This is a genomic window from Tateyamaria sp. Alg231-49, assembly GCF_900143535.1.
Lineage (GTDB): Bacteria > Pseudomonadota > Alphaproteobacteria > Rhodobacterales > Rhodobacteraceae > Tateyamaria.
This window is the reverse complement of the sequence record NZ_FRFA01000001.1, coordinates 621,743-640,251: the sequence shown is the minus strand read 5'-3', so window position 1 is coordinate 640,251 and position 18,509 is coordinate 621,743. Positions and strand designations below refer to the sequence as shown.

Sequence of the window (18,509 nt, the reverse complement as noted above, 5' to 3'; positions counted from 1 at the left end):
GCAAGCGGGCGGGGACGCTACCCCGCCGCATGTTCTGCAAATGTGTAAGGGGATCAGGATGCAGCAAGCGCGTCGATGATTGGTTGGAAATCCGCGACCTTCAGAGATGCCCCGCCAACAAGGGCCCCGTCCACGTTCTCGGCGGTGAAAATCTCGGCTGCATTAGACGGTTTGACCGACCCGCCATAGAGGATGCGGATGGAATCACCTTCGGACCCGAACCGCGTAACAAGACGGGCGCGGATCATGTCGTGCGTCTCAACTATCTGCTCAAGCGTGGGCACGCGGCCCGTACCAATGGCCCAGATGGGTTCGTAAGCAATCACCAGTGTCTCGCCCGTCGCGCCATCAGGCATGGAGGCGTCAAGCTGGGCGGCAATGATATCAAGCGTGTCAGGGCCCATCCGCTCCACCTCGCTTTCGCCGATGCACAGAATGGCCAGCAGATCAGCGCCCCAGGCGGCTTCGACCTTGGCGCGCACATCTGCGTTGGTTTCAGCATGGTCGCCCCGCCGTTCAGAGTGGCCAACAATCACGGCGCTGGCCCCCGTCGCCTTGATCATTGCGGCAGATACATCGCCTGTATGTGCGCCAGATTCCGCTGAATGGCAGTCTTGTCCGCCAATGGACACCGGACTGTCTTTGCTTGCAGCCACGGCCTGCACCAAAAGCGTGCTGGGTGGGCAAATCAGGATATCTGGCGCGCTATCTCCACCGGGGGCCTGCAGGTGCCCCAAAGCCTCCAACATGGCCGCATCGCCGTTCATTTTCCAATTGCCCGCTGCCAGTGTCCGCCGCATGCCGTGTCTCCTGTTTCGCTCTGTCCGCCTTGGACCTAGCATCGCGGTGATGCCTGCGCTAGGGCTGCCGGAAAGAGTGTGAGAGGTGATATGAGTAGGATCCCAAGGATTGATGCAGCTGCCCTTGCGGCAAATGACGCAGAAAGCCTCGCGGCGCTGCGCGAGGCGGCTACGGGCGTTGGCTTTGCCACGGTGTTTAACACGGCCCTGTCTCGCGCGCGCGTCGTTGAGGTAATCGAAGTCTACCGCGCCTTTTTCAAACAGCCGGAGGCCGCCAAACAAGCGCTGAATATGGCGCGAACGGGATCGAACCGGGGGTGGGGTGCCGCGGGATCCGAACAGGTCGATCCGGACGCCAACCCTGATTACAAACAGTTCTTTGATGTGGGGTACGAACTGCCACGCAGCCACCCGCTGAGTGCGCAGCCTTTTTACGCACCCAATCTATGGCCTGAGAATGACGCGTTTCGTGGGGTGATCACCGGCTATTACGTCGATGCCTGTGCGGTCTCGATGGATCTGCTTGGCGCGATTGCGCTCTGCCTCGGCGCGGATGCGGATCGCTTTTCGCGGTCGTTTGATACGCCCATGGCATTGCTGCGGGGTAACTATTACCCTGAACGCCCCGCATGGGCGGGGACGCGTGATTTCGGGATCGCGACGCACACGGATTATGGGTGCCTTACGCTGTTGGCGACGGACGGCTCGCCGGGGTTAGAGGTGCGCCAGAGGGGTGGGGGCTGGATTCCGCTGTCAGCGCCACCGGGCGAGTTCATCATCAATTTCGGCGAAATGCTGGAGTTTTGGACAGACGGGCAGGTCAAAGCGACTCCGCACCGGGTGGTGGGCGGACAGGCCGAACGGATATCGGTGCCGCTGTTTTTCAACCCCAGCTATGACACCAATGTGGCCCCAGACGGACAGCCAAAAATGCTGGCGGGGGATCACCTAAGCGCGCGGTTCCGCGAAACCTACCTGCATTTGAAACAAAAGACCTGAAGCAAGGCGCGCGACACGCCCGCCTTACAAGTGCTGCAAAGCGGCCCGTGCCAGATCAACGGCCTCGCCGGGGTCATCCAGCGCGCTTTCGGGCAGGTGCCAGTAGGGCATGTGCGTCGCACTGCCGTCCTTGCGGGTATAGGCCCAACGTTCCATGCCCATGTCGTCGAACCGTTCCTGCATCGGTCCCTGACCTTTAAGCAGCAAACGCCCGTCCGACATCAGGATGGCAAAGATCACACCGTCACAATAGATCGACAGTCCGCCAAACATCTTGCGGGTGGTCAGGGGGCCAAGATCAGTGAAGAGATCAAGCGCGTGGGCGATCTCTTCGCCCGACACGGCCATGTCAGGCGCTGCGCTCGGCGCTCAGTTCCTCGACATCTTTGAAACTGATGGATTCGCCGCAACCGCACGCGTCAGAGACATTGGGATTGTTGAACTTGAACCCGGATTCCAACAGGGAAGTTTCATAGTCGATTTCGGTGCCAAACAGGAACATCTGCGCCATGGGGGCGATCAAAACCTTGGCGCCGTCCTGTTCGACCACTTCGTCGTTGGGATCAGGCGTGTCCACGTATTCCATGGTGTATTCCATGCCTGCGCACCCACCCTTTTTCACACCAATACGCAGGCCGGAATGGCCCTCTTTCTCCATCAGTGTGGAGATGTGCGCAGCGGCGCGGTCGGTGATGCTGACGGCCTGTTTGCCGGGGATCGAGAACATGGGCTCTGCCTGTTGCTAAGTTGGTTTCAAAGTAGGGTCTTCGCCCAAGTCGCGCAAGGGGTGCGACCCTGATGCCGCGTGATGCCAGCGATGGGTCCGCCCCTATGCGGGTGCGTGCAGCCCCATGGCCAGCGCATCCAATGCGGCGCGGATCGCCGGGTCGTGGCGCGTGTCCTGATGACATACCAACCATTCTTCGGCTGTTAACGCCTCAATGACCGGTGAAACTTGGGTCAACTCCGGCACGCAAGCCGCTGCAAAGGTGGGTAAAACAACGCGCCCAATACCGCTGCGGGCCAAAGCGAGACGGATTGTGGGTTCGTTCGAAACGGCGACGATATCGGGGCCATGGTGGGTGATGGTCCACGCCTCTGACGGCAAGGTAGAGGTGTCATCACTGGGCCCAATCCAGCCGGTGATGTCATCGGACAAGGCAAAGGCGGCATGTTCCACGGTCCCGGTGCGCCGACCAGCAAGCCACGGATGGGTGGGGCGGCGGTTGCGCACGCCTATGTCGACCTCGCGCCGTTCAATATCCATGTCGCGGTTGCAGCTGACAAACTCTGGGGTCCACGCCGCGTTTGTTGACCAATAGTCGGTCAGGGTGCGCGCCAACCGCTCTGACGTCCAGGTGCCTGCTGATATGCGCACACGTGGCGGGCCGGACTGTGCAGCGGACCAATGGGCGATGTCGCGCGCGGCGGCCTCCATTTTCTTGGCCCGCTCAAGCAGCGCGCGTCCTTCGGCTGTGGGTGTGTAGCCAGCTGACCCATGTGCAAACAACCGCCGCCCTGTGCGCTGTTCAAGTGCGGTCATACGGCGCGACAGGGTCGCTTGGCTGAGGCCCGTTTCGCGGGCAGCCCCCGCCAGTGACCCGGATCGGGCGACGGCGGCGAACAATCCAAAGTCTGTCCAGTCAGTGATTTGCATATTTGAAAGTCTAAGTGCGAATATGGGGTCTGACAATGGGCGTTCTGCTGTGACACCTTAAGGACAACTCGAAAGGAAAGCCCATGTTGCACCCATATAAGTCTATGGAAATGAACAGTATCTATGAGCAGGAACAGGCAGCATTTGCAAAAATGAAAGAGGCAGAGCATTTGCGCAAACGCAAACAACGTCGGCGACGCGTGGTTATGTGGATCTTGCGCAGACTGTAACTGAAAAAACGGGCCGCGGAGGTACGGCGGCACTTTGCGGGCCTGTACATGGCGCGGTGGGTGACCCGGGCGACTAGGTGTGGGTTACAGCCCCATGCAGTTGGCGTAATAGGTGGTCGTCGCCGGCCAATCGGAAAAGACTCCAACCACTCCGACGTCCTGCGCCAGTACATCCAGCACTTCGAAATAGGCGCCGTCATGGGTGATGACATCCGAAACGGTCTGGAAGTACCAGCCTCCGCCAGAGGCCAAAGCTCCAGAGCGCTCAAGTGTCCATGTGATGATGTTCAGACCTGCCGCGCTGGCTTGCTTGGCCCACTCAGACGGCACCATCTGGCCGTTCTCGGTGGTCAACAGAATCCACAGGGGCGGGGCGATGAATTGCACACCCTGTTGGGCATAGCTGGCCAATGGCAAAGGCCAACTGTCGGGATTTTGCGGGTCAAACCCACCGATGCGGTAATGATCGACGAGGTAGACAGCTTGCGCGCCAAACTCTGGTTCATTTTCAATCCAGTAGAGGACGTCTTCAAGGTTAAATGATTGGGCCCAGACGTCCGAAGCGGGGATGCCTGCGGCTTTGTATTCGTCGATCAACTTTTGCGCATAATCTTCCTGAGAAAACCCGTTGAACGGCATTTCCACGGCGGGTGATTTCAACTCGGGTGTAAACTTGGCACCAAGGCTTTTGAACAAAGCTATGGAGTCTGCATGGGTCATCAGATGCGCATCATCTGAGTACAGGGTGCTACGCCAATCCGCGACACCGCCCTGATAGGCTTTGGCGGTTGTGGCCGTTTTATCTGCACTGTCCATCTTAGGCGTCAGGGTTTGAAACTCGGCCAACGTCAGATCGGATGTGCGGCACTCCGCAGCGGCAGGCGTGTCGCCATCAGCAGGAGTGAAGGGCGTCACACAGGTGCCTGCCAGATCGCTGACAAGAATGTCGGTGGTGGTGTGCAGATCGTTTTGGGCGTGACGGCAGACTAGTGCCAGATCCTTGGTAAAGGTGACATCACATTCAAGAATGCCTGCACCCATCCGCGCCGCGGCGACATTGGATTCGACGGTGTGTTCGGGAAACAACAGGGGCGCGCCGCGGTGACTGATAGAGAAATCAGATTTGGCTGGGGTCTGACCCGCGCAGCTTTGCAGTTTGGATTTCAACGCCCCGTCCGGCAGTTTGTCGATCAGGTAGGCAGGGCGGGGGCCATAATCAATTACAGGACCATTGGCCAAAAGGGTCGTTGGAAGGGTTGCGAGTAACAGACAAACGGCAGTGCGGTGCATCAAAGGCTCCTTCGGGGACTATTATAAGTCCGCCACGTTGGCTCGCGCCTGTGACGGTTTTTTCCCGAAACGACAGTTTGATGCTGGTTCAGTAATGCCCTTGCAAAGAGCTACATAAAGCCAAGCTCAAGACGCGCTTCGTCCGACATCATTTCCATACCCCAGGGCGGCTCCCACGTCAGATCAACGTCGACCTGTTTGACCCCAGGCAATGGTTCGACTGCGTCAGCCACCCACCCCGGCATCTCACCCGCCACAGGGCAGCCGGGGGCCGTGAGGGACATCACGATGTGCACCTCATTTTGGTCATTAATCTCAATGGTATAGATCAGACCCAGTTCATAGATATTGACCGGAATCTCGGGGTCATAAACAGACCGACACGCCTCGACAATTGCCTCGTGCAACGGGTGATCCGTGGAAGACGGCGCAATAAGCGGGGTCCCTTCAAGACGATCGTTGGGTTGGTTCATGACGGGCCTCGCACTGTTCCTGACCGTTTATATAGGGTTTGCGGCAGGGGCGGTAAAGGGGCCGCGCACCCGCACGTGGCGCAAAGCCGCGTCTAAAGGGGTAGCAGTGCTATTAATAAAGACTGCGCGTAGATCAGCCGATTTTCAGCACTCTGCGTCGTAGAACCACACGCCGGGTTCACGTGCATCAGTATGGGACAGCGTCATTCTCGTGATCGGATTGCGTCGTTTCTTTGAACGACCCGATGTATTTGGCGAGCGGCGTGGCGCTGACCCCATGGAGCAAAACAGACAAGCCGACAGTCAGCGAAACGCAGGCCAGCAGCTCATCTGCATGGGGCAGGTCGAACTCTTCCATCATGATCAAAGTGAAAAGGATCGAGGCAAGCCCACGCGGCCCAAACCAGCCCAGAAACAACTTGTCGCGCATCGCGAGGCCGGTGCCCGCAAGCGACAGGACTATCGGCAACATCCGCACCAAAGTCAGAAACGCCACGGCCACAGCAACGGTGGGCCAATTCATGTGGCCCAAGGCATCCGGCAGCATCAACGCTCCAAAGATCAGGAACGCAGTCATGGTCAACAGCTGACCGGCCCCTTCCATGAATTCGGTGATAAAGTGGATGTTGTGGCGATAGAAATTGCCAAAGGTCGCCCCGGCAACAAATGCCGCAATAAATCCGTTCCCGCCGACAAGTTCAGACCCCAGGTAACTGACAAACGCGGTTCCCAGAAACACGACGCCTTGGGCGCTTTCCACGATCCAGTCGCGTTGTTGTACGTAATCAAGCGCGCGTGCCGCACTCCATCCCACGGCGATGCCAACGAGCGGCCCAAGAACAACTTGGGTGATGGCCATCATCATCAATCCATCCGTACCTGCCGCACTTTCTGAGGCAAGGATGGCACCGAACAGCACAAAGGGCAGGGCGAGGCCATCGTTCAAGCCGCTTTCGACGTTGATTGACTGGCTAAGATGGCGAGGTACCTCGGGGCTTGACACGACCGTCTGCCCCAATGCCGCATCGGTGGGTGTCAGCAAGGCTGCTGTGAGCAATGCCATGGCCACACCGGTTTCAGGATTGATAAACCCTACGACGACCGTGCCCAGTGCAATGGTTGCAGGCATTCCAATAACCAGCATGCGCAGCGGTATGGTGAAGGTCGAGCGCAATTGCGCGAACCGAACAGAGCTCGCATCGGTGAAAAGAACCAGAACCAGTGTAATTTCAGCGACCAGACGGGCTGTGCCAAGCAGGTCTTCTTGGCTCCCCAATGCAGGGATTACAGGTGCACATAATAACCCAAGACCAACAAACAGGATTGGCAGGGTGAGAATGGTTCGTGAGATGGCTTTCGACAGCAGAGAAAATGCGATGATGCACACCACAATCCCCAGTGACAAAACTTCGAAATCGACGTCAGTTTGATCCATGCCTCACATTGGCTGCAGCCATTCAAAAGGGCAAGGACAGGCCGAGCAGTCAGCGGGCCTGATCACTTTCTGCGGCGCACTGCTTGCGGACGCACGCGCGCCTCGACCATGTCGTAGACAAGCCCGACGATGTCCTTGCCGGTCGCCTTCTCGATCCCTTCAAAGCCGGGGGAGGAGTTGACCTCCAGCACCTTCGGCCCTGCTTCTGAGCGCAGCAAATCCACGCCGGATGTGCCCAACCCAAAGGCCCGCGCGGCCCGCACGGCTGTTTCGCGCTCGGCTTTGGTGATGCGCACTGACTTCGCCGACCCACCACGGTGCAGGTTGGACCGGAAATCCCCCTCGGCGCCTGTTCGCTTCATCGAGGCGACGACTTTGCCATCCACCACTAGGCAACGGATGTCCTCACCGGCGGCTTCCTTCACGAAATCCTGAACAAGAAAGTTGGCGCGCAATCCACGAAACGCGTCGATCACAGACTCGGCCGCCTTCTTCGTCTCGGCCAGCACCACGCCTTTGCCTTGCGTGCTTTCCAGCAGTTTCACGATGACTGGGGCAGAGCCCACAAGACCCAGAATATTCGCGGTGTCATGGGGCGAGGCGGCAAAGGCCGTTGTCGGCATCCCGATCTTTTTGCCAGCGAGGATCTGGTGGGCGTGCAGCTTGTCCCGGCTGGCCGTGATGCCTGCGGATCCATTCACACAATAGGTTCCCGTCGTCTCGAACTGTCGGATCACGGCGGTCCCGTAGGCGGTGACGCTCGCCCCGATCCGCGGGATCACAGCATCATAGCGGGGCAGACGCTTGCCATCATAATGAACTTCCGGTGCCATCGCATTAATCGCCATATAACAACGAGTTGTGTTGATAACTTCAACTGTATGTCCGCGTGCTTCACCGACCTCGACCAATCGGCGGGTCGAATAATTGTCCTCGCGGCTGAGCACGGCAATGCGCAACGACCGCTTGGGGGCTGTCTTGCGCATGGCAGGCGAATGATAAACGTCATAGCCCAATTCAGTCTGTAGCCGTTTTTCCGAAGCGGTGATTGTGATGTGATCCTGCAAAGCCTGACGCCCCAACAGCATCCGCGCGCTCATCGACGAGCGATCCGTGAGGGTCACTTCGATTGGCCACACTTGCCCGCCCACAGCCAGCGGCGTCTCGATGACGTAACGCAATTCTGTCTCACCGTTGGAGGACGTCACCTCGCGGCGGTCCTTGATCGGGGCGCTGCACGTGATGTCTACCGTATCCATGCCCGCTACCGGAAAGACGTTGAACCGCACCTTGGGTTTGGAGGCTGGTCCGAACACTTCGATGTTGTTGGCGTGCAGCGCAGAAGTGCGCGCACCTGTGTCGATCTTGGCTTTGAGAGCTGGCAGGCCAAGGTCGGGCAGGGCAACCCACTCTTCCCAGCCGAAGTTCAGAGTGTCCATGCGCATTGTCCTTGCTGGCCGTCACTGCACACCACTCTAGCGGGCGTGCACGGGGGCCACAACGCGATGGTTGTGTGAATTCAAGCTGCGCAAGAGGCGTGAGTAGTTGACTACTGCTTTGCGACTTAAAAAGGACCTGCCTCAATCTTGGAATGCGGCCACGATTTCAGCCAGTGCTGACACGGAAATTGAAGGTGCGTCGCGGAGCGACGGCACCATTCCAATTGGGCCGCGCAGACGCTTTAGTGATGTCTCATCAACCTGCATCTGCCGAAGTGTCTCCTTGCGCATCTCGTGGGTGCGTCTGCTGCCAAGGCTGCCAATAAAGTGGGCCGACGTGTCCAATGCGGCCTTGAGCAACACGGGTTCCCAATCATGATCATGGAACAGCGTCAAAAATGCTGAATGCTCGTCCAGCATATCAAGGTGTTCTTCTGCATTTGGGTTCGTCAATTGCCGCGGGTCTGTATCGATGCAGGCGCGCACCGCCGCAAGATCGTCGGCGTCGGGCGAGAGGGCATACACTTCATAGCCAGTCGCTTGGCCGATCTGCGCCATGGATCGAAAGATCGCTCCTCGGCCTGCCAGCACCAACCGGTGGCGCGGGGAGTAGGTAAAGTCTCGCGACATTGGTTCTTCATCGTCGGGCCCGTGGAACGTCAACGTGACCACCTTACGTGCCGCAAAGTCAGCCGCCGCACGCACGAGCGCGTCCTTGTCTGGTGCCGGATCGATCAACACGGTCAACGCACCGCCGCAGGGCAGTTTCAGATCGACATAGCGCGACCCGTCACCGTACCGGATCAACTTCTTTGCCCCAGATCGCAGTGCGTCCTGGGCGTGAAGCTGGATATCCCGGTCGATACAGCCGTTCGACAAATAACCGGTCATCTCACCGGTTTCATCCACCAAAGCGAGCGAGCCGACCTCGCGCGCTGCACCGCCTTCAATCGCAAGCGACGTGATCAGTGCAAACGGCCGGTCTTCGGCGACAAACCCTGCGGCCTTCGCAATGATTTCAGAGGCATGTTCGACGTAAGTGAGGCCGCTAGGCTGCGACGTCTTCATTCACGACTTCCGCAAAGGATTTGAAGAATTTTGCCGCCAGCTTTTTTGCAGTGCCTTGAATAAGGCGGCTACCCAACTGGGCCAGCTTGCCGCCGATTTCAGCCTTGGCTTCGTATCGCAAAATCGTGGTGTCAGGGCCATCTGCGGTCAGCGTCACATCCGCCCCACCTTTTGCGTGCCCCGCAGCACCGCCATTGCCTTGCCCAGTCAACGAGAACCCATCCGGAGCACCTGAGGTGTCCAGTTGCACGTTACCGCTGAATTTGGCTTTGACCGGGCCAACCTTCAGGACAACCTTGGCTTCCAATTCGCTGTCAGAGTGTTTGATCAACTCTTCGCACCCCGGAATGCATTGTTGTAGAATTTCAGGGTTGTTGAGTGCCAGATAAACCCGTTCTTTGGGGGCGTTTATGATAATTTCGTCTGCGAGTTCCATGGTTATGTCCTTCTTAGCAACAAGGGAATTTGACTGTGGCCAAATGTTCGGCCTGTTCCGGGGTTAGCGCCAATTTCTGGCGTAAACGGGTGGCGATCTTTCTGAGGGTTTTCATGTCACCTCCTTCAGCTGATGTGCGGCGAGGGCGTTGTAGGCTTCGGGCGTATCGACATCTGCGTAGTAGCCCGTTGATTGTAACGGGTGAAATTGCACGTGCTCGGGATGGGTACGCGTGAAGGTCTTGCAGCCGGGCGATCTTGGATCTTCCAGTAGACGGTTGCGCAGGGCGGCAGGCACGACGATCGGATTGCCTCTGCGCCCCTCGCGCATCGGGATTGATATGCGTGTAGGGTCGGCCGCGTTATGTGCACCCAGCAAAGCCTCAAGGTCATCAGCTGTCAAAGACGGTTGATCACCCAGACCGATCAGCATCGGCGCGCTGCCCTTGGCGGCCCGCAATCCGCAAACGACCGAGGTTTGCTGGCCTGTCTCATATTCAGGATTGTAGACTGTCTGAACATCGCATCCCTCAAGGCACGCCTCCACAACGTCCGCCTGATGCCCGGTGACGACCAGAATGGGTGTCTGCGTCACAGTGCTGTAGACATCCACCATATGCCGGATCATCGGCACACCATTGATGGGCAAAAGCAGCTTGTTGCGCTCTCCCATCCGGCGCGACAGACCTGCGGCCAATATGATTGCTGTGGCGTCATGCATCGTTCTGCTTCAGCGCGGACCGGCGTTCTTGCACCAATTGCGCGAGGATAGAGAGAGCGATTTCTTCTGGCGTGACTGCCCCAAGATCAAGGCCGGCAGGTGCCTGAACCTGATCAATTCCCGATTGCGCAATGCCAGCGGCGACAAGCTTTTCGGCCAGAGCAGTGTACTTTTTGCGGCTCCCCACAAAAGCGATGTAATCCGGCGCTGCCGCAAAGGCAGATTTCAGGGCCTCCAGATCACCTTGGCCTTGAGTGGCAATGACCACGTAGCGCTGCTGATGCGGTTTTATGTGGTCCAGCCCTGTTGCCACCGACCAGTGAAACTGTGGAGCTAACACTCCAAGCGCTTGAGCCACAGGGGACGCCCCCATGACGACCAGCTGTGGCGTGGGCAAACAGGGTTCAATGAAGATATCAACAGTCCCGCGAGAGGGGCAGCCGTTGCGGGCAAAGCGCGTGCCATCGATCTCATCGCCTGCACTCACGCCTTTCTCGGCCAGTAGGTCTTCGGGCGCGACCGACACAAGCTGTGGCGTGCCGTCTTGCAAGGCTTTGAGGGCGGCGCGTTTGACAGCGCCCCGAGTGCACCCACCACCCAGCCAACCCTGCACGATGGTGCCATCAGCACTCAAAAGCGCCTTGGCCCCCGGTTTGGCGGCTGTCGACCCTGCCGTGCGCACAATGGTTGCAAAGGCAAACGGTTGATCCATCTCGCGCAGTTCCTGCGCGGCTTCAGCCAGATCGGTGGATAGGATTTCTGCAGGTGTCATATCGTTGCCAGGTCCCGCTCAAGCGCTGCGAGATCACCAAGAGTGTTGGCTGCTTTGAAAGCATCCAGAAATGGCAACGCCGCCGCCATGCCTTCGGCAACGGGGGCATAATCTGTCCAGCCTTTCAGCGGGTTAAGCCAGACGACCTTGCAGCCCCGTTTCTTAAGCTTTTCAAGGGCCTCAGCGATCACTTCGGGCGGTTCGGTGTCATAGCCATCTGACAGGATCAGAACGACACTGCGCCCATCGACAAACCGTTTGGCATAGGTATCGGCAAACCGCATCAGGGACGGCCCAATTTTGGATCCCCCGCCAAACCCGTCTGCCATCAGTGACATGCGGCCAATCGCCCGCATCGCATCCTTGTCCCGCAGGGCTTCGGTGATACGCAAGAGCCGTGTGTGGAACAGATAAGCATCCGCCGCAGTGTCGGCCCGCATGAGCCCCGCAAGAAAGGCCAGAAATACGCGGCTGTAGACAGACATCGACCCCGAAACATCGCAAATCGCGACGATCTTGCGCGTTCGGTCAGGGCGCTTCTTGCGCAATAAGCGCAAGGGTTCTCCACCGCTCGACAGGCTCCGCCGGATGGTTTTGCGGAAATGCAGCTTGTCGCCTTTGCGCGCAGCAATCCTGCGGCGCGAGCGTTTGTCGCGCAGGGCAGCGCCGATACGGCGCGCGACATCTTCGGCCTGCGCAATTTCTTCGGGGCGCACCAGATCGCGAAGGTCTTTGCGCGCGAGGTTGCGTTGCTCAGTGGCGATCAGCTTGCCAGTGCCGTCGCTTTCGGCCTCGCCTTCATCGCCATCCGGGGCAGTGGCGCTGCCCGAGGCTCCTGCGTCTTCGCCGCGGGCATCGCGCGAGGAATGCACATCGTCGTTAATGGCTGAGGTCTGGCTGGGCACCACTTTCTGCTTCACGCGGCCCATATCCATCCAGTAGCCGTCAAACAGATCATCAAACCGCTCGGATTCTTCTTTGCAGCCGGTGCAAACCGCGCGCAGCGCGCGGCGGCTGTCCTCGGGGCGGATCGCATCCACTTCGGACAATGCAGCCATTGCAAGCTCTGCTTCGGCCACCCCAAGCCGCAGCCCGTTTTCGCGCAGATGCGAAATGAATCCGACGACCCGCGCCGCTGGCCCGGGATCACGGCCCGCAAATTTCGTGATACGGCTCATGCCGCCTTACCCGCGATGCGGCTTGCGACCTCAACGGTAATCTGGGCCTGATCGCTCTGGGTCTTCAAAAGCGTTGTGAGGGTTGACTGAAGAACCGCAGGATCCTGGGTCAGATCTGCAATTCCCAACCCCATGAGCGCTGCGGCAAAGTCCAGCATTTCAGCAACGCCGGGTGTCTTTTCCAATTCTTCTTCGCGCAACTTTTGGACAAAGCCCACGATCTGATCGGCAAGCCGCGCCTCAACTTCGGGGCAGCGCGCCTTGAGAATGGCGAGCTCAGTGGCCCGGTCGGGGTATTCGACGTAAGTGTACAGACACCGACGGCGCAAGGCGTCTGAAAGGTCGCGCGTCCCGTTGGATGTAAGGATCACGATAGGACGCGTGACGGCCGTGATCGTGCCAAGCTCTGGGATCGAGACCTGAAAGTCTGACAGGATTTCCAGCAGGTAGGCTTCGAATTCCTCATCTGCCCGGTCGATTTCGTCAATCAAGAGAACGGGAGGTTTTTCCTGTGTGATCGCGGCCAACAAAGGGCGTTCCAGCAGGAAATCGCGTGAAAAGATGCGATCCTCAACGGCTTTCCCCGTTTCTCCGCCCTCTGCCGCTGCGCGGATGGTCAACAGTTGGCGTTGATAGTTCCACTCATAAATGGCCTGTGCTGCGTCCAACCCTTCATAGCATTGGAGCCGGATCAGGCGCGTGTCCTGCACCTGCGCCAGTGTGCGGGCGATCTCGGTTTTTCCGACACCAGCGGCACCTTCCAGCAAAAGAGGGCGGCCAAGTGACAACGCCAGTTGCAAGGCAACCGCCAGATCATCTGATGCGACATAGCCTTCGCCGGCGAGGGCGGATTTGAGAGTGGTCCAAGTCATGCAAATCTCCGTAGGGTGCGCAAATCGCGCACCCTACATTAGCGTCAGCCGTGCAGGCCGAGTTCATTGGCGGTTCTCCAGATCCGCCAGTGATCGTGAGGCATGTTGGTGTGCGTGTTGCCAAACGGGCGGAACGCATCCTGCACCGCATTCGAGAAACACGGCACGCCGCCGACGTGAGGGCTTTCACCGACACCTTTGGCCCCAATTGGGTGATGCGGGCTGGGTGTGACGGTAAAGTCCGTTTCGTAGTTGGGGACTTCCCACGCCGTTGGCAGGAAGAAGTCCATCAACGTACCCGTTTTCACATTGCCCATGTCGTCATAGGCAATCTCCTGGCCCAACGCGACGGCGAGCGCCTCAGTCAGCCCGCCATGCACTTGGCCTTCGATGATCATCGGGTTGATCCGCGTGCCGCAATCATCCAGCGCATAGAAGCGGCGGATTTCTGGCACACCTGTGTCCACGTCGATGTCCATCACACAGACATAAGCGCCAAAGGGATAGGTCATGTTGGGTGGGTCGTAGTAGCTGACCGCTTCCAGACCCGGTTCAATCCCCGGAATGGCCTGATTATAGGCGGCAAAGGCGATTTCCTTCATCGTCTTGAACTTTTCAGGCGCGCCTTTGACCACAAACCGATCCACATCGAATTCTACGTCATTGTCGTGAACTTCGAGCAGATAGGCCGCGATCATTTGGGCCTTGGCCCGAATTTTGCGGCCTGCCATCGCGGTCGCGGCACCGGCGACCGGTGTCGAGCGCGAACCATATGTTCCAAGCCCGTATGGTGCGGTGTCCGTATCGCCTTCTTCAATGGTGATACTGTCCGCAGGCAAGCCAATCTCAGAGGCGAGAATTTGGGCAAAAGTGGTGGCATGGCCCTGTCCCTGAGAAATCGTACCCAACCGTGCGATCGCGGACCCAGTGGGGTGGATGCGGATCTCACAGCTGTCAAACATGCCGAGGCCGAGGATATCGCAATTCTTGACGGGTCCGGCGCCGACGATCTCGGTAAAGAACGACAGACCAATCCCCATCAGCTTGCGGGTCTTGCCAGCTTTGAAGTCCTCAACCCGTTGCGCTTGTTCTGCGCGCAACCCCTCATAATCGACTGTTTTGAGGGCCTTATCCCACGCAGTGTGGTAATCGCCGCTGTCATATTCCCAGCCAAGTGCGGCCGTATAGGGGAACTGCTCTTTCTTGATGAAGTTGATGCGTCGCAATTCTGCGGCGTCCATGTCCAACTTGATCGCCAGAACCTCAATCATGCGTTCGATGAAATAAACCGCCTCGGTCACCCGGAACGAACAGCGATAGCTGACACCGCCCGGGGCCTTGTTGGTATAGACGCCATCGACGGAAAGGTGCGCAGTCGGGATGTCGTAGGACCCGGTGCAGATGTTCATGAAACCCGCTGGGAATTTGGTCGGGTCAGCACAGGCATCAAAACCGCCGTGGTCAGCTGTCACGTGGCATTGCAGCCCGGTGATCTTGCCTTCTGGCGTGGCTGCGATCTTGCCGGTCATATGATAATCCCGCGCAAATGCGGTGGTCATCAGGTTGTCCATCCGGTCTTCGATCCACTTGACCGGTTTGCCGGTGACAATGGAGGCCACGACCGAGCAGACGTAGCCCGGATATGCACCAACCTTGTTGCCAAAGCCGCCACCGATGTCGGGCGAGATGACACGAATGTTGTGTTCTTCGATTCCAGAGATCAATGAAACCACTGTTCGGATGGCGTGTGGCGCCTGAAAGGTCCCCCACAACGTCAGCTTGCCGTTGACCTTGTCCATCGAGGCCACACAGCCACAAGTTTCAAGCGGGCAGGGGTGGGTCCGGTGATAGTACATGCTTTCGGTCGCGACGACCTCAGCATTTGCGATCACCTCTTCGGTCGGGTCCTTGTCACCTGCTTCCCATGTGAAAATGTGGTTTGGGTGCTTGCGCGGACCATGCGCGCCGTCAGGGATGGATCCATCCTCGGCAACCAGATCTTCACGCAGAACCACATCAGACTTTAGCGATTCAAACGGGTTCACGATGACCGGTAGTTCGTCGTATTCGACCTCGACGGCTTCGATCCCGTCAGCCGCGGCATAGCGGTCTTCGGCGACCACATAGGCCACTTCCTGACCCTGAAACAGAACTTTGCCATCTGCCAGCACCATCTGCTTGTCGCCCGCAAGGGTCGGCATCCAATGCAATCCCAGTGGTTCCAGATCAGCAGCCGTTAAGACGGCCAATACACCAGGGACTTCCAGCGCAGCAGCGGTATCGATACTTTTGATACGCGCGTGGGCATAGGGAGAGCGGACAAAATCGCCGAATAGCATACCGTCCAGTTTGATGTCGTCGACGTAGTTGCCTTTGCCTTGCGTGAACCGGGCATCCTCGACCCGCTTGCGCGAGCACCCCATTCCTTTGAGGTTGTCGACGCGTTCTTCGCGTGTGATCTCGTCCTTCATTCTGCGGCCTCCTTGGCTGCATTCATCTCAGCCGCTGCGGCCTGAATGGATTTGATGATGTTTTGATACCCCGTGCAGCGGCAGATGTTGCCAGCCATGCCAAAGCGAATTTCTTCTTCGGTTGGGGTCGGGTTTTCCTCAAGCAACTTGGTCGCGCGGGTGATCATACCGGGGGTGCAATAGCCGCACTGAAGTCCGTGATGTTCCTTGAACGCTGTTTGCAGTGGGTGCAGATCATCGGGGTTGCCGATGCCTTCGATTGTGGTGATCTCTGCCCCGTCAGCCTGAGCCGCAAACATGGTGCAGGATTTGACCGATTTGCCATCGATGGTGACGGTGCACGCCCCGCAATGAGAGGTTTCACACCCGATATGCGGTCCGGTGATGTTAAGCCGCTCGCGCAGTGTGTAGATCAGCAGTTCACGCGGTTCGGCGAGGAACTCTTCATCCTTGCCGTTCACGTTAAGCTTGATGTGCATTTTCTTTGACATGGGTGTCCTCCTTAAGCACGCGACCAAGCGCGCGCGATGGCACGACGCAAGATGACGCCCGCCACGTGGTTCTTGAATGCGACGGGGCCGCGATTGTCCTCTGTCGGGTCGATGTCGCCCAACATGGCCGCGACGGCCGCACCGAGGGCCGCATCATCTACAGCGGTGCCCACAAGCGCGTTGCTGGCAGCTTCGGAATAAACCGGCGTGTCGCTGAGGTTTGTCATCGCAATGGATGCCGCGGCGCAGGTGCCGCCATCTTTGACGATCTGAACAGCAGCGGCGGCGGTTGCGTAGTCGCCAATCTTGCGCTTTTGCTTTTCGTAGGCCCAGCCACCTTTGGGCAACGGTATGGTCACAGCTGTCAGGACTTCTTCGTCCTCACGGGCGGTCATATAGGCCGCCTCGTAAAAGTCTCTGGCGGGGATATCGCGTTCGCCATCTGTGCCAATGACCGTGAACACGGCATCAAGGCATTGCATCAGGCCTGGCATGTCGTTGCCCGGATCGCCGTTTGCAACGTTGCCGCCGACTGTGCCCATGTAGCGGACCTGCGGATCAGCGATCTGCAACGCCGCTTCCCGTAGGATGGGGGCGGCGGTGGTGAGACCTTCGTGATCGATGATGTCAGCCTGCGTCACCATCGCACCGATGCGAATGCTGTCGCCGCCAACTGTGATGTCGGACATGCCGCCCACGTCTTGCAAATCGATCAGGTGGGGAACGTCTGCCATACGCAACTTCATCATGGGGATCAGGCTGTGACCGCCTGCCATGACGCGCGCGTCGTCTCCGTGTTCCTCAAGAATGGAAAGGACACCGGCAATGTCCTTGGGGCGATAGTACTCAAATGCCGCTGGAATCATCGGCTTCTCCTCCCTAAAAGCGAATGTCTTGCTAAGGACGGAGACTGCATACGGCTGTATGCGAGGGCATCAGAAAATCAATGAAATACAGGTCTTTTGCACGAAATGCGCGCTGCTACGCACGAACTGCGCCGACCTGCGACGCGAGTGCGTCTTGAATCACCTTCAGTTTCGAACGGCTCACCGGTACGGGCGGCAAATCATCCTCGCCAAAGATGCAGCGCCCCTTGTCCTTGGTCCGTTCGAACCGCGAGACGCGGGCAGGATTGACCAGATAGCTGCGATGGGTCTGCAAAAAGCCCATGGGCAGCAGACGGTCGAGGGCTTCGGTGACGGGCCATGCGCAAAACAGCCGCTCGTTGTCGGTATAGACTTGGGTGTAGTGGCCGTCGGCGCGCACGAAGGATACATTTTCAGATCGAATGAAGATCTTTCTGCCGTCGCGTTCACATGGGATTTGTAATCCGCCGGCAACTTGCACGACTTCGGAGCTGTCGGGCGTGCTCTGGCCATCTTCACTGGGCTCGGGCGGGATCAGATATGTGACGCTGACCCACAGGCAGGCGCCGAAGATCACGAAGCTGAAAAAGATCACACCCAATGCAAGTGTCTCGTTGCTCATGGACGGGCCAAAGTCAGAGGTGTTCGGCTCTGCGATAAAATTCGTGCCCGCCATTGCCAAAAAATGGACAGAGCATACGGCGACCGCAAAACAGGCCGTTCCCAACAGAATGTTGCGATTGGTGCGTTGCCCATAGGCGATCCAAAAAGCGAGCATGCACAGCCCAATCGCGACAATGGATGACAGGGCGACGCCCGAATTCGTGTACACAGCGCGACACAGCTCCAACCCCGCCATGCCGATATAGTGCATGGTCAGAATGCCCACGCCAACGATCGCACCTGCTGCGGCAATGATCTGCGGTGTCCGCTCTGCAAAATGCAAAAGGATCAAAGCAGCCCCGACAAGCAAAATGGCGCACAATGCGGACACGAGCGTAATCGCCGCGTCATAATAGAAAAGGATGGGCAGTTTCAGCCCCAGCATGGCGACAAAATGCATCGCCCAGATCCCACCACCCAGTGCGATTGCAGCCAGCGCGATGGACGCTTTTTTCTGAAACACCGGCTTTTCCGACAGGTCACGCGTCAACGACAGCCCGGTAAAGCCTGCCACAAGCGCGACGACAAAAGACATGGCGATCAAAAAACCGCTGTGGTTGACGGGCAAAAAGTCCATGTGCGCAAGATGACTAACTAAAAGGCACATTGCAAACAATGCGGGCTGTTCTTTGCGTTAATCGTTCGATGA

Annotated in this window: 19 protein-coding genes; 1 reads left to right on the top strand and 18 read right to left on the bottom strand. The window is 58.2% G+C overall.

What is annotated here, in order from left to right:
• Nucleotides 1-53: 53 nt before the first annotated feature.
• Nucleotides 54-800: a triose-phosphate isomerase gene (gene tpiA, locus DHN60_RS03140; protein WP_108835767.1), complete on the bottom strand. Its 747-nt coding sequence runs from the start codon at nucleotides 798-800 to the stop codon at nucleotides 54-56.
• Nucleotides 801-890: 90 nt separating this feature from the next.
• Here tpiA and DHN60_RS03135 point away from each other — a divergent pair, with 90 nt between their 5' ends.
• Nucleotides 891-1,799: an isopenicillin N synthase family oxygenase gene (locus DHN60_RS03135; RefSeq protein WP_108835766.1), complete on the top strand. Its 909-nt coding sequence runs from the start codon at nucleotides 891-893 to the stop codon at nucleotides 1,797-1,799.
• 24 nt (nucleotides 1,800-1,823) lie between these two features.
• On the opposite strand, the gene DHN60_RS03130 is transcribed toward DHN60_RS03135, so the two are convergent.
• The 17 genes from DHN60_RS03130 to DHN60_RS03050 form a co-directional block, all read right to left on the bottom strand.
• Nucleotides 1,824-2,147, bottom strand: coding sequence for a TfoX/Sxy family protein (locus DHN60_RS03130; RefSeq protein ID WP_108835765.1), 324 nt, complete (start codon nucleotides 2,145-2,147; stop codon nucleotides 1,824-1,826).
• Nucleotide 2,148: 1 nt separating this feature from the next.
• Nucleotides 2,149-2,526: an iron-sulfur cluster assembly accessory protein gene (locus DHN60_RS03125; protein ID WP_108835764.1), complete on the bottom strand. Its 378-nt coding sequence runs from the start codon at nucleotides 2,524-2,526 to the stop codon at nucleotides 2,149-2,151.
• A gap of 102 nt (nucleotides 2,527-2,628) precedes the next feature.
• Nucleotides 2,629-3,456: a LysR family transcriptional regulator gene (locus DHN60_RS03120; protein ID WP_108835763.1), complete on the bottom strand. Its 828-nt coding sequence runs from the start codon at nucleotides 3,454-3,456 to the stop codon at nucleotides 2,629-2,631.
• 314 nt (nucleotides 3,457-3,770) lie between these two features.
• Nucleotides 3,771-4,976: a glycerophosphodiester phosphodiesterase family protein gene (locus DHN60_RS03115; protein ID WP_108835762.1), complete on the bottom strand. Its 1,206-nt coding sequence runs from the start codon at nucleotides 4,974-4,976 to the stop codon at nucleotides 3,771-3,773.
• A gap of 110 nt (nucleotides 4,977-5,086) precedes the next feature.
• Entirely contained in the window at nucleotides 5,087-5,449 is a 363-nt protein-coding gene (locus DHN60_RS03110; RefSeq protein ID WP_108835761.1) for an SUF system Fe-S cluster assembly protein, read from the bottom strand.
• Between the two features lie 187 nt (nucleotides 5,450-5,636).
• Nucleotides 5,637-6,884: a sodium:proton antiporter gene (locus DHN60_RS03105; protein WP_108835760.1), complete on the bottom strand. Its 1,248-nt coding sequence runs from the start codon at nucleotides 6,882-6,884 to the stop codon at nucleotides 5,637-5,639.
• A gap of 62 nt (nucleotides 6,885-6,946) precedes the next feature.
• On the bottom strand, nucleotides 6,947-8,323 hold the full coding sequence (gene rimK, locus DHN60_RS03100) for a 30S ribosomal protein S6--L-glutamate ligase (RefSeq protein WP_108835759.1): 1,377 nt from the start codon (nucleotides 8,321-8,323) through the stop codon (nucleotides 6,947-6,949).
• A gap of 141 nt (nucleotides 8,324-8,464) precedes the next feature.
• Nucleotides 8,465-9,391 carry an XdhC family protein gene (locus DHN60_RS03095; RefSeq protein WP_108835758.1) on the bottom strand — a complete coding sequence of 309 codons (927 nt, stop codon included), beginning with the start codon at nucleotides 9,389-9,391 and terminating at the stop codon, nucleotides 8,465-8,467.
• Nucleotides 9,372-9,827 carry a CoxG family protein gene (locus tag DHN60_RS03090; protein ID WP_108835757.1) on the bottom strand — a complete coding sequence of 152 codons (456 nt, stop codon included), beginning with the start codon at nucleotides 9,825-9,827 and terminating at the stop codon, nucleotides 9,372-9,374. Before DHN60_RS03090 ends, DHN60_RS03095 begins: the two co-directional genes overlap by 20 nt.
• 111 nt (nucleotides 9,828-9,938) lie before the next feature.
• Nucleotides 9,939-10,547, bottom strand: a complete 609-nt coding sequence (locus DHN60_RS03085; protein ID WP_108835756.1) for an NTP transferase domain-containing protein — start codon at nucleotides 10,545-10,547, stop codon at nucleotides 9,939-9,941.
• Nucleotides 10,540-11,319 carry an XdhC family protein gene (locus tag DHN60_RS03080; RefSeq protein ID WP_108835755.1) on the bottom strand — a complete coding sequence of 260 codons (780 nt, stop codon included), beginning with the start codon at nucleotides 11,317-11,319 and terminating at the stop codon, nucleotides 10,540-10,542. Before DHN60_RS03080 ends, DHN60_RS03085 begins: the two co-directional genes overlap by 8 nt.
• Nucleotides 11,316-12,497 (bottom strand): VWA domain-containing protein, encoded by a 1,182-nt coding sequence (locus tag DHN60_RS03075; RefSeq protein ID WP_108835754.1) that lies wholly within the window; start codon nucleotides 12,495-12,497, stop codon nucleotides 11,316-11,318. Before DHN60_RS03075 ends, DHN60_RS03080 begins: the two co-directional genes overlap by 4 nt.
• The gene (locus DHN60_RS03070) at nucleotides 12,494-13,369 is read right to left on the bottom strand and encodes a MoxR family ATPase (RefSeq protein ID WP_108835753.1); all 876 of its coding nucleotides are present in this window, start codon (nucleotides 13,367-13,369) and stop codon (nucleotides 12,494-12,496) included. The genes DHN60_RS03075 and DHN60_RS03070 overlap by 4 nt, the downstream gene beginning before the upstream one ends.
• Nucleotides 13,370-13,413: 44 nt before the next feature.
• Nucleotides 13,414-15,840, bottom strand: coding sequence for an aerobic carbon-monoxide dehydrogenase large subunit (locus tag DHN60_RS03065; protein ID WP_108835752.1), 2,427 nt, complete (start codon nucleotides 15,838-15,840; stop codon nucleotides 13,414-13,416).
• The gene (locus DHN60_RS03060) at nucleotides 15,837-16,331 is read right to left on the bottom strand and encodes a (2Fe-2S)-binding protein (protein WP_108835751.1); all 495 of its coding nucleotides are present in this window, start codon (nucleotides 16,329-16,331) and stop codon (nucleotides 15,837-15,839) included. The genes DHN60_RS03065 and DHN60_RS03060 overlap by 4 nt, the downstream gene beginning before the upstream one ends.
• 11 nt (nucleotides 16,332-16,342) lie before the next feature.
• Nucleotides 16,343-17,197, bottom strand: a complete 855-nt coding sequence (locus tag DHN60_RS03055; protein ID WP_108835750.1) for a xanthine dehydrogenase family protein subunit M — start codon at nucleotides 17,195-17,197, stop codon at nucleotides 16,343-16,345.
• Nucleotides 17,198-17,312: 115 nt separating this feature from the next.
• Nucleotides 17,313-18,437, bottom strand: coding sequence for an MHYT domain-containing protein (locus DHN60_RS03050; RefSeq protein WP_108835749.1), 1,125 nt, complete (start codon nucleotides 18,435-18,437; stop codon nucleotides 17,313-17,315).
• Nucleotides 18,438-18,509: the final 72 nt, after the last annotated feature.

Bases quoted from the DNA above. Each gene is read 5' to 3' on its own strand.
- tpiA (WP_108835767.1), bottom strand. From the start codon at position 800: ATGCGGCGGACACTGGCAGCGGGCAATTGGAAAATGAACGGCGATGCG.
- DHN60_RS03135 (WP_108835766.1), top strand. From the start codon at position 891: ATGAGTAGGATCCCAAGGATTGATGCAGCTGCCCTTGCGGCAAATGAC.
- DHN60_RS03130 (WP_108835765.1), bottom strand. From the start codon at position 2,147: ATGGCCGTGTCGGGCGAAGAGATCGCCCACGCGCTTGATCTCTTCACT.
- DHN60_RS03125 (WP_108835764.1), bottom strand. From the start codon at position 2,526: ATGTTCTCGATCCCCGGCAAACAGGCCGTCAGCATCACCGACCGCGCC.
- DHN60_RS03120 (WP_108835763.1), bottom strand. From the start codon at position 3,456: ATGCAAATCACTGACTGGACAGACTTTGGATTGTTCGCCGCCGTCGCC.
- DHN60_RS03115 (WP_108835762.1), bottom strand. From the start codon at position 4,976: ATGCACCGCACTGCCGTTTGTCTGTTACTCGCAACCCTTCCAACGACC.
- DHN60_RS03110 (WP_108835761.1), bottom strand. From the start codon at position 5,449: ATGAACCAACCCAACGATCGTCTTGAAGGGACCCCGCTTATTGCGCCG.
- DHN60_RS03105 (WP_108835760.1), bottom strand. From the start codon at position 6,884: ATGGATCAAACTGACGTCGATTTCGAAGTTTTGTCACTGGGGATTGTG.
- rimK (WP_108835759.1), bottom strand. From the start codon at position 8,323: ATGGACACTCTGAACTTCGGCTGGGAAGAGTGGGTTGCCCTGCCCGAC.
- DHN60_RS03095 (WP_108835758.1), bottom strand. From the start codon at position 9,391: ATGAAGACGTCGCAGCCTAGCGGCCTCACTTACGTCGAACATGCCTCT.
- DHN60_RS03090 (WP_108835757.1), bottom strand. From the start codon at position 9,827: ATGGAACTCGCAGACGAAATTATCATAAACGCCCCCAAAGAACGGGTT.
- DHN60_RS03085 (WP_108835756.1), bottom strand. From the start codon at position 10,547: ATGCATGACGCCACAGCAATCATATTGGCCGCAGGTCTGTCGCGCCGG.
- DHN60_RS03080 (WP_108835755.1), bottom strand. From the start codon at position 11,319: ATGACACCTGCAGAAATCCTATCCACCGATCTGGCTGAAGCCGCGCAG.
- DHN60_RS03075 (WP_108835754.1), bottom strand. From the start codon at position 12,497: ATGAGCCGTATCACGAAATTTGCGGGCCGTGATCCCGGGCCAGCGGCG.
- DHN60_RS03070 (WP_108835753.1), bottom strand. From the start codon at position 13,369: ATGACTTGGACCACTCTCAAATCCGCCCTCGCCGGCGAAGGCTATGTC.
- DHN60_RS03065 (WP_108835752.1), bottom strand. From the start codon at position 15,840: ATGAAGGACGAGATCACACGCGAAGAACGCGTCGACAACCTCAAAGGA.
- DHN60_RS03060 (WP_108835751.1), bottom strand. From the start codon at position 16,331: ATGTCAAAGAAAATGCACATCAAGCTTAACGTGAACGGCAAGGATGAA.
- DHN60_RS03055 (WP_108835750.1), bottom strand. From the start codon at position 17,197: ATGATTCCAGCGGCATTTGAGTACTATCGCCCCAAGGACATTGCCGGT.
- DHN60_RS03050 (WP_108835749.1), bottom strand. From the start codon at position 18,437: ATGGACTTTTTGCCCGTCAACCACAGCGGTTTTTTGATCGCCATGTCT.